The sequence below is a fragment of the Paenalicyclobacillus ferrooxydans genome (genome assembly GCF_001399675.1).
GTDB classification, from domain to species: Bacteria; Bacillota; Bacilli; order Alicyclobacillales; family Alicyclobacillaceae; genus Alicyclobacillus_B; species Alicyclobacillus_B ferrooxydans.
On record NZ_LJCO01000018.1, the window covers coordinates 1 to 593 of the forward strand.

Annotated in this window: 1 protein-coding gene and 1 pseudogene; both read left to right on the forward strand. The window is 48.7% G+C overall.

The window, feature by feature from the left end; genetic code table 11:
- Window positions 1–372 (forward strand): hypothetical protein (locus AN477_RS04535; RefSeq protein ID WP_245631714.1); only part of this gene is annotated, 372 nt, incomplete at its 5' end.
- A 15-nt stretch (window positions 373–387) separates the two neighbouring features.
- A pseudogene (locus tag AN477_RS04540) lies at window positions 388–593 on the forward strand (hypothetical protein); the annotation flags it as partial.

Here is a 593-nt window from a genome sequence, read left to right on the forward strand (position 1 = left end):
GTACCTTGTCCAGATGTCCGAGAAAGAAGAGTGATAGGAGTGGCAGGTTCGTCGAATAACGCGCTCACGCCATTGAATCTCAACCAGACCATGAAAGGTTTAGGGTTTCGACCTGTTGACCCTTTTGGATTGCTCGCGGGCATCACGAAATCCTTTGGGCTCGTGATTCAAGAGGTATTTTCCTGGGTCTATTTTCTTGCAGAAGTTGGGGTGTTCGTTGGACTGCTTGTTTTTATCGGGGGGGCGATTGGTCATAACGCCCGCGTAAGGCGAACGGGTTCTCTCATTGTGCTTTATGCCATTTTAGGTTTTTTCGCTGCCGTTATTTTACCGGGTGTCATTGTAGCGATTGATAGCCACTTTCATGCGTAGCAGGGAGGCATTGAAATGAAGAAGTTGGGACCGCGCTGGCTCATTGCTAGCGGAGTTATGCTGTCTACGCTGTGTACGACCGTGCAAGCTTATGCGGATACGAGCGGGGTTACAAACCCGCTATCAGGACAGCAAGGATCAATATCAAGTATTTTGAACACCATTATTAGTTGGATACTCGGGGCAGTATCTGCAGTAGCAGGCGCTTGGCTCTTATTTCA